This is a genomic window from Methylobacterium sp. AC433, assembly GCF_979253015.1.
Map to the genome: position 1 here is coordinate 1 of NZ_CEEDBN010000035.1, position 8,546 is coordinate 8,546.

General features: G+C 62.4%; 5 protein-coding genes and 3 pseudogenes. 3 read left to right on the top strand and 5 right to left on the bottom strand.

Annotated features, from left to right (window positions below; all coding sequences use genetic code 11):
- Positions 1 to 68: 68 nt before the first annotated feature.
- Positions 69 to 341: pseudogene (locus tag AC0IWM_RS23500) on the bottom strand (transposase); the annotation flags it as partial.
- Between the two features lie 328 nt (positions 342 to 669).
- On the opposite strand from AC0IWM_RS23500, the gene soxC reads away from it, so the two are divergent.
- On the top strand, positions 670 to 1,974 hold the full coding sequence (gene soxC / locus AC0IWM_RS23505) for a sulfite dehydrogenase (RefSeq protein WP_471759070.1): 1,305 nt from the start codon (positions 670 to 672) through the stop codon (positions 1,972 to 1,974).
- Positions 1,955 to 2,491: a c-type cytochrome gene (locus tag AC0IWM_RS23510; protein WP_471759072.1), complete on the top strand. Its 537-nt coding sequence runs from the start codon at positions 1,955 to 1,957 to the stop codon at positions 2,489 to 2,491. The genes soxC and AC0IWM_RS23510 overlap by 20 nt, the downstream gene beginning before the upstream one ends.
- A gap of 221 nt (positions 2,492 to 2,712) precedes the next feature.
- Here AC0IWM_RS23510 and AC0IWM_RS23515 read toward each other — a convergent pair.
- The 4 genes and pseudogenes from AC0IWM_RS23515 to AC0IWM_RS23530 form a co-directional block, all read right to left on the bottom strand.
- A pseudogene (locus AC0IWM_RS23515) lies at positions 2,713 to 3,811 on the bottom strand (IS630 family transposase).
- Positions 3,812 to 3,863: 52 nt separating this feature from the next.
- Positions 3,864 to 4,661 carry an amidohydrolase family protein gene (locus AC0IWM_RS23520; protein ID WP_471759074.1) on the bottom strand — a complete coding sequence of 266 codons (798 nt, stop codon included), beginning with the start codon at positions 4,659 to 4,661 and terminating at the stop codon, positions 3,864 to 3,866.
- Between the two features lie 226 nt (positions 4,662 to 4,887).
- Complete coding sequence (locus AC0IWM_RS23525) at positions 4,888 to 6,219, bottom strand: MFS transporter (protein WP_471759076.1); 1,332 nt, start codon at positions 6,217 to 6,219, stop codon at positions 4,888 to 4,890.
- 433 nt (positions 6,220 to 6,652) lie between these two features.
- Positions 6,653 to 7,954: a tyrosine-type recombinase/integrase gene (locus AC0IWM_RS23530; RefSeq protein WP_471759078.1), complete on the bottom strand. Its 1,302-nt coding sequence runs from the start codon at positions 7,952 to 7,954 to the stop codon at positions 6,653 to 6,655.
- Between the two features lie 186 nt (positions 7,955 to 8,140).
- Here AC0IWM_RS23530 and AC0IWM_RS23535 point away from each other — a divergent pair.
- Positions 8,141 to 8,482: pseudogene (locus AC0IWM_RS23535) on the top strand (transposase); the annotation flags it as partial.
- Between the last annotated feature and the right edge of the window lie 64 nt (positions 8,483 to 8,546).

An 8,546-nucleotide genomic window follows, 5' to 3' on the forward strand; every position in this document is an offset into this window, starting at 1 on the left:
GTTCACGCGCCGAACCAGGATGCGCACGAAAGGGAGTTGACCGATGAACCCCGAATAGAGAAGAAGTTTCCCGCGGCGACGTCCGCCAGCACTTGCTTCTCCAGGGACAAGTCAGCCACGAGCCGGCGCAATCGCGCGTTCTCGCGCTCCAGATCCTTCATCCGACGGGCCTGATCGATCTGCAGGCCGCCGTACTCCTTGCGCCAGCGTGAGTCGCTCTGCTCGGAAATCTCGGCCTCCTTGCAAGCCAGCGCCAAACTCTTGCCCTGGGCCGTCTGCACCTCGATCTGGCGCAGCTTCAGCACCACCAGCTCCGCACCCGTCTTCTGACCTCGCTTCATGCCCAACTCCTTCGGTCCTGGCCGATCCTCTCAATCGGCCCGGTCCAAAGCCAGCCGGTCAGGTCAGGAGAGCGGAGTAGCTTGCCCGTATTTCGCTTCGAGTCGTGGGCGCCAGAGGCGCGCACACGGCGACGAGGAAGCGAATATCCTCCTCAGTGATTTCCTCGGCCTGTCGCAATTGTTTGGAGGCTGCAACGAGAACCTAGGTCGTCGCTGCACCAGTCTCAGCAGCTCGGAATTTCGCAAGGTATGTGACACACTGCCTTTTGGGGGTGCCGCGATCGTTCAGGAAGCACGACACCCCCATGCACGAACCGGGAGACACGCTGTGAGCGGAAAACGACATAGCGGAGACAAAGCAAAGGTATCCGACCGCGACGCGTCAACTTCACGCCGGCGCTTCCTCTACCAGGGTAGCGCACTCGTCGGCGGCAGCTTGGTTGCCGATCTTGTAGCCAAGAGCGCGCTTGCAGAGGATTTGGCGAACAGTCCTCCAAACGTCCCGGCGTGGATGAAGACACCTGGCGCTGATACCGGCGCGCAGCCCTACGGCATGCCGTCGCCCTTCGAAAAGCACGTCGTCAAAAACGTCCCGAAATCTCTCAAGCAATATACCTCGGCCTCGGTCCGCACGCCCCTGCAAGAGCTCGACGGTGTTATCACACCCAATGGGCTCTTCTACGAGCGACATCATGGCGGCGTGCCTGACATCGATCCGGCTCAGCATCGCTTGATGATCCATGGACTGGTCGAGCGGCCGCTGATCCTCACCATGGACGACATCAAACGCTTTCCGGCCGAATCGCAGATCTATTTCCTCGAGTGCTCAGGTAATCCCGACTTCAAGGCCATCCGTGCAGGTCGCACGGCGTCCGACCTTGTCGGGCTGGTGAGCTGCGCAGAATGGACGGGTGTACGGCTCGGGACCGTCCTCAAGGAGGCTGGGCTCAAGTCAGGCGCCAAGTGGGTCATTGCCGAGGGCGCAGATGCCGCTGCTTTGACCCGCAGCATCCCGATCGAGAAATGTCTCGACGACGCGCTGCTGGTCTACAGCCAGAACGGCGAGCGCTTACGCCCACAGCAGGGCTATCCATTGCGCGTCCTGCTTCCCGGCTTCGAAGGCAACATGAGCGTGAAGTGGCTGCGCCGTCTCAACGTGACGCACGAACCGGCCTATTCGCGCGAGGAGACGTCGAAATATACCGATCTGATGCCCGACGGGACTGCGCGGCAGTTCACTTTCATGATGGAGGCGAAGTCGATCATCACGCGGCCTTCAGGTACGCAGCGGATCGAGCGCGGCTTTAACGAGATCACCGGTATCGCCTGGAGCGGCCGCGGCAAGATCGCCCGTGTCGAGATCTCGGTCGACGACGGCAGGAGTTGGCGGGAGGCTCAGCTACAGGCTCCGGTCTTGACCAAGGCGCTGACCAGATTCCGCTTGGCCTGGACTTGGAACGGAGAGGCAGCCGTCATTCAGAGCCGCGCCACGGACGAGACCGGCTACGTACAGCCGGGCTTTGCCGAACTGACCAACGCCCGTGGGATGAACTCATTCTATCACAATAACGCGGTCATTCCCTGGCAAATTGCAGCAAACGGAGAGATCTCGAATGGCTATCCCAAGGCTTGAATTCGCGGTCGCCGCTCTGATGTTCGTCATCGCCGGGCCAGCGCGGGCCGAGGGTCACTATGGGATCGGCCGACTTGCAACTGAAGCCGAGATCGCGGCTTGGAACATCGATATCGATCGTGATGGCAACAAGCTCCCCGCCGGTAGCGGCACAGTTGCCCATGGCCGCGAGGTCTACGCCGGACAGTGCGCATCCTGCCATGGCGAGATGGGCGAAGGCGGCCTTGGCGACAAGCTGGTTGGAGGCAAAGGCACCCTCGCTTCGTCCAAGCCGGTAAAGACGGTGGGTAGCTTCTGGCCCTATGCACCGACACTGTTCGATTACGTCCGGCGGGCGATGCCGATGAACGCGCCGGAATCACTTGATAATGACGACGTCTATGCGGTGGTCGGCTACCTGCTCAATCTGAACGGGCTGGTGCCGGAGGACGCTGTCCTGGATGCCAAATCCCTCTCGGCAGTGCGAATGCCAAACCGGGATGGTTTCGTTGCGGATCCCCGACCCGACGTGCCTTGATGGTGGGCGGAAGACAGACCGTCACCAAACGACCCGACTCGGCCACCCGGATCGCCCGCGGCGCATCCGAAAAGCGGCCGTTCGTCAGTCCTACGGCAACTTCGCCTCGGGGTGGCAACCGGACCCTAGCCTTGCGCCCTCAAGCGGACTTTCCGCCTCTGACCAAACCTTGATCGGAACCCACTACCCCCTACCGTTGTACTCATACCAACTCTCATTGATCAGCATGCATGAGCCCATTGGCGCTGTCCGATGGAGGTAATGCGCCAGGGCTGGGCGATGAGCTTGTTCCAGGCGTTTCAACAGTGGTCGAGGATGTCGGCATAGGATCGGAAGATGCGGTTGCCGAGCCAGTTGTCCCGCATGAACTGCCAGAGGTTTTCGACGGGGTTCAGCTCGGGCGAGCGGGCTGGGAGGGGCAGCAGGGTAATGTTGTCGGGCACAGGCAGCTTCCTAGTGGTGTGCCAGCCGGCCTGATCGAGCAGCAGCACGGCGTGGGCGCCGGGCGCGACGGTTGCGGAGATCTCTTCGAGGTGATGGGCCATGTCCGACGTGGTGCAACGGGGTATGACCAGGCCTGCCCCCACGCCTCGGGCCGGACAGATCGCTCCGAAGATGTAGGCGCAAGGCCGTACGCTGATCCTTTGGCGCCGAGGGACGCGTTCCACGCTTAGCCCAGCGTCGGGTGAGCGTGTTCTTCTGGCCGACACGGGCCTCGTCGCAGAACCAGACCTCTACGGACTTAGCCCCGACAGCCTGCGTGATCTGCGCCAAACGGTCGGGGAAGTCCTTTTAAAAGCAGCCGCGGCGTCCGGGTCCTGGGCGTGATGGCGTGGACGGGCTGAAAGCTTCCGGTAGCCCATGGTCCGCAAGACCCGGCTCAAGGTCTGCTCGGAGACCGACACGCCGTGATCCTCGCACAGGATCTGGGCCAGGTCGCATAAGCGCCAGCGGACCACACCGTGGGCGGCGGGCGTCGGCCCCTGTTCGACCAGAGCCCTGAGAACCTCGCGCTGGTCGGCGTTCAGGCGCGGACGGGCACCCGGGGCCTTGCCGTCGATCAGCCCGCTTGGGCCATCGGCGTTGAAGGCCACCACCCAATCACGCACCGTCTGCAGCCTAACCCCGCCGATCTCGGCCGCCTCCGAACGCGAGCCACCCGCGGCAATCACAGACAGCGCCAACAGGCGGCGGGTCTGGGCCGGATCACGTGACCCCTTGGCCAAGACGCGCAGAGCCTCGGCATCAAAATCCGATCGCAGCGGCACCGGAGCAGCCATGGCATCCTCCTCAGGCTCCAAAACCAGAGGACAGAATTATGACCCGCATATCGAAGCCACCCCGCGTGAGTCTCGCTCAACGAGGCTTGGTATCAGCTCCCCGCCATCCAGAACAGTTTGCGCGGCGCGTCGAGCAAGACAGTTCTGCGGTCTCCTGCATCGGGCAGCCAGGTATCCAGTTCGCCGCGTACGGCCGCGTAGTTCATCGCCGTCTCGAACTGCGTATGAGGCCAGTCGCTGCCCCATACGAGATGATCGAGACCGAAATTCTCACAGAGCAGGGGGATCGCAGCAGCGGGCAGTCCAGCTCCGTTGCGGTATGAGCCCGAAATCTTGACCCAGACACGGGCATTGCTGCCCGCCTTCAGCAATTGTTGGAAGCCGGGGTCATCAACGCCGAGCTTGGGGTCAGGCTTGCCGAAATGGTCGGAGACGACCTTCACGCCACTCTTGAGCAACAGCGGGAGCAACTCCGGCCATCGACGGGCTTCTGCCTGGACCTCGACCTGCCAGCCGAGATCGGCGAGGCGCTTCAGCAGCATTGGCCAGGGATCGGCATCGAACTGCGGGTTCTGTGCACCGATCAGGTTGAGCCGGATGCCGACCACCCCGGCAGCAACGAGTTCTCGCAGAGCATGCTGCTGAATGTCGGGCTGCACCACGGCGATGCCACGGAAGCGGTCCGGGTAACGTTTCAGGGCCTCCAGCATGTAGCTGTTGTCGGTCCCGAGGAAGCTCGGCTGAACAAGGACGCCTTTCGACATGCCATTGGCGTCCAAGTTCTTGATGTAATCCTCCGGTGTCGCATCGTAGTCGGGCGCGTACCGGATGTTGGCAGCCAACGGCAGGCCACGCTTGAAGACATGCGCGTGGGAGTCGATGGCTGTCACAGACGCATCCTGCGCTACGCTGCGTTGCGGCCAAGCACTTGCTGCAGCCAAGCCCACGATGGTCCCATGGAACATGCGTCGTGAGATCATCGCCGCTTCCTTGCGATCACTGCTTCGATGAGAAGACCCGGCTGCGTTCGAAAACGCGTCGGGAAGGGCATTCGTCGACGAGAAGGTCCACCGTCTTGTCGAAGCCGCTCAAGCGCGGCGGCTTCGACGATCGGGACTATTCCGCGGCGGCCGGAGCGGGGGCTGCGGCCCGAGCGCGCGAGCCGCGTCCGAGGATCAGGGTCATGATCGCGCCGGAGCCGGTCAGGAACACGAGCGGCAGTAGCGCGAGAGGGAAGCTACCGGTCTGATCCTTGATCACGCCGAGCAGCCACGAGGCGATGCCGGTGCCCAGATGCGACAGCGTGTTGATCGCTGCGATCCCGGCCGCGGCCGTGCCTACCGAGAGCCATTCGGTAGCCATCGCCCAGAACGGACCCTTGATCGCGTAGTTACCCATCAGCACGAGGCTCAACAGCAGCATCGTCACCGGGAGCGAGGAGGTGAGGTTGGTGGCGAACAGACACAAGCAGGTCGCCGCCAACGGCAACGCGGTGCTCCACACCCGCTCACCAGTTCGATCGGCGCGCAGACCCCAGAAGATCATGAACACCGAGGCGATGCCGAACGGGATCATGTTCAGCAGGCCCGTCTCCAGATTGGATAAGCCGAACGCCTTGAGGATCTGCGGCTGCCACAGCGAGAGCGCGTTACTCGTAGCCGACGAGCCCGAGTAGATCAGCGCCAGCGCCCAAATGTACTTGTTCGTCAGAACTTTATGCAGCGGCAGGTGGTGCGCGACCGGGGAGATCCCGGAGCGATCGGCCGCGAGTTGATCTTCCAGCCATGCCCGCTCCTCGGGCGCCAGCCACTTGGCCTCCGCCGGTCGGCCCGGCAGCATGAATAAGGCAGCAAGCCCAAGCAGCACCGCCGGGATCGCCTCAACGATGAACAGCCACTGCCAGCCGTGAAGCCCGACGGCGCCCTCAAGCTGTAGCAGGGACGCCGAGATCGGCGAGCCGAGGAAGCTGGAGATCGGGATCGCGACCATGAACATGGCGACGATGCGGGCACGGTACGCCTTGGGAAACCAGTAGGTCAGGTACAGGAGCGCGCCGGGGAAGAACCCGGCCTCAGCCGCGCCCAGCAGGAACCGGCAGATATAGAAGCTGTAAGGGCCGACGATGAAGGCCATCGCGACGCCGACCATGCCCCAGGTGATCATGATGCGCGCGATCCAGAGCCGCGCGCCGACCTTCTCCATCGCGATGTTGCTCGGCACCTCGAACAGCACGTAGGCGACGAAGAACAAGCCGCCACCGATGCCGAACATCGCCTGCGACAGGCCGAGATCCTTGTTCATGGTGAGGGCGGCGAAACCCGCGTTCACCCGATCGACGTAGGCGATGAAGTAGCAGAGCACTAGGAACGGCACGATCCGCCATCCCACCCGCCGCATGACCGTGGCGCCATCGACAGGCCGATGGGGCGAAGTACGGGTCGCGTCCATGGCGTCTCTCCCAGCGAATCTGTTGTCTTCGTTAGCTCACCTCTTACCGTCAACGTGAGCGGCGTTGGAACAGCGGCTTGAGACTTCGAGGATCAAGCATCTAAAATTGTTCGGGTTGAGGTGCGGGAACGTCCATCAGGGCATTCCGAATGTTTGTCCTGGACCTATCAAGCTACCCACCTACGGACGTTCGCGATTTTCGCAATGGGTCGTAAGCGACTTCCGCGCCTATGTCCGCTTCCATGCATTCCTGCTCGGAAGCGGACAAGCGGGAAACCACCCACTCCCGTCATTCATTCTTGGATTGGACTGCCAGTAAGCGGACATTCTCAAAGCCTGCTTAGGGTCATTTTCTGCCGCTAATCGGAACCAGAGTTTATGGTCGCTTTCGGGCCTCCCCACCCAGTCTCGAAGGATGTGTTCTGGTGGTGAATTAACTTGCAAATCGTAATTGCCTTACGTTCTCTGGAACTGGGGGCGCACTTAGCAACTCTTTCAGTCGATTGGTCACCCGCTGCATTGGCTCCCGCGGTCGGTCGGGGCCGCTGATGATGTACCCTGCCGTCACGTCGCGCCCGAAGCTGTGGTTCACCAGTGCCTTGAGGGCGTAGGCCGAGAGATCGCAACTCTCGGCTACCGTGATGAAGGTGCGCCGCAGACCATGCACCGAAACCCAGATGCCGCAAGCGGCTGCCACAGCTTCAAGAGCTGCGCGCGGCTCCTCGATGTGTCCTGAGTGGCTGTTGGCAGGAAACACCCAAGGACCTGCCATACCCAGCGCCCGACGCGCGGTCAGCAGAATCAACAGGTAGTCGGACAGCGGAAGCTGCAGCGGCCGGCTTGCCTTGTTCTCCGCAATTGTGAGCAACCGACCTCTGAGGTCGACCTGGTCCCATGCCAGACACGCCGCCTCGTTTCGCCGAAATCCAGTGAACAGCAGCAGCTTCAGGTAGTCGCCCTGCACGGGGTTCGGCAGATCCTCGACGGCGCGGTACCACACCGGCAACTCGTGCGCTCGTACGAGATCCGTGCGCCGCTCCTCCTTGAACCAGGCCTTGGTCGCTGACAGGCGGCCAACAGGATTGCTGCCGATCTCAGGGTTGACTGCAGTCGCATGGTTAAACACGAGGCGCAGGACCCGCATGGCGCCGTTGGCCGAGCTGGAACCGGCAACGGACACCAGGCTGGTCCCCACGCCGCACCGTTGCTCGTCACGCTGGCGTTCCGCCGGAGCTGCTCGTTGTGAAATCTGTGCTGCAATCAGAGTGTGACGTGCGGCCACCATCTCACGCGTGATTGTTCGCAGCCAGCGCTCCTTCCAGTCTGTCAGATACCGGTCCACGTTCGCTCGATAATCGCGTACCGTGCTCGGCTTGAGCACCTTCCGCGTTGTCAGGTAGCTCTCGAGCGCCTCTCCAAGGGTGATGGCGTTCGCCTGAGCGCGGCGTTTCTCCTCCTTCGGATCGATCCCGCCGGCGAGCTGGGCCAACAGTCCTATGGCCTTCCGACGCGCCTCTTCCAAGCTGAGGACGTTGGTGGGTCCGACAGTGATGCGTCGAGTTTTGCCGTTCACGTCCCTCTGGACCACGTAGCTTTTCGTCTCGGTCTTCCCTGAGATCAGCACGCCGAAACCCTTCAACTCGGCATCGAAAACGAGACGCTGACGTCCGCTTGGATCGGGGGAGGGGAGGCGGTCGACGGTCGCACGCGTCAGCTTGAGTGAGTTTCTGTTCACTATTTGTTCGATCCCAGGCTCCAGCGGAATAAGGTTTTCTGCAGGTTCGCTCGGGCCTGTTCGGATCCGATCGCATAGCCAAGGTTAGCGGGCCGGCCGTATAAAAGCGAGTATTTTCCGTTGCTTGACAGGTCTTAGAGCGCCTAACAGAACGGCACCGAGCATGGTTTTCAGCGTTGGTCTGGCATGGCCAGACCGCTTCTCCCCGATGATCTCTGGGATGAGATCGCTCCGCTGCTCCCGCCGCCCCGGCCGCGTCCGAAGGGCGGGCGTCGTCCGATCGAGAACCGGGCCGCACTGACGGGCATCCTGTTCGTGCTGCGCTCGGGTCTGCCATGGGAGATGCTGCCGGCCGAGATGGGCTGCGGCTCCGGCATGAGTTGCTGGCGGCGGCTGCGGGATTGGCAAGCGGCGGGCGTATGGAGCCGCCTGCATCACGTGCTCTTGGAGTGCCTGCACGCGGCGGGTGAGATCGACTGGAGCCGAGCTTGCTTGGACAGCGCGTCTGTCCCAGCCAAAACGTATGGCCCGCCCCGTCCGCAAGTGGCTTATGATCCGCTGGTCTGAGCAGTCTGCATAAACGTATCCGGCC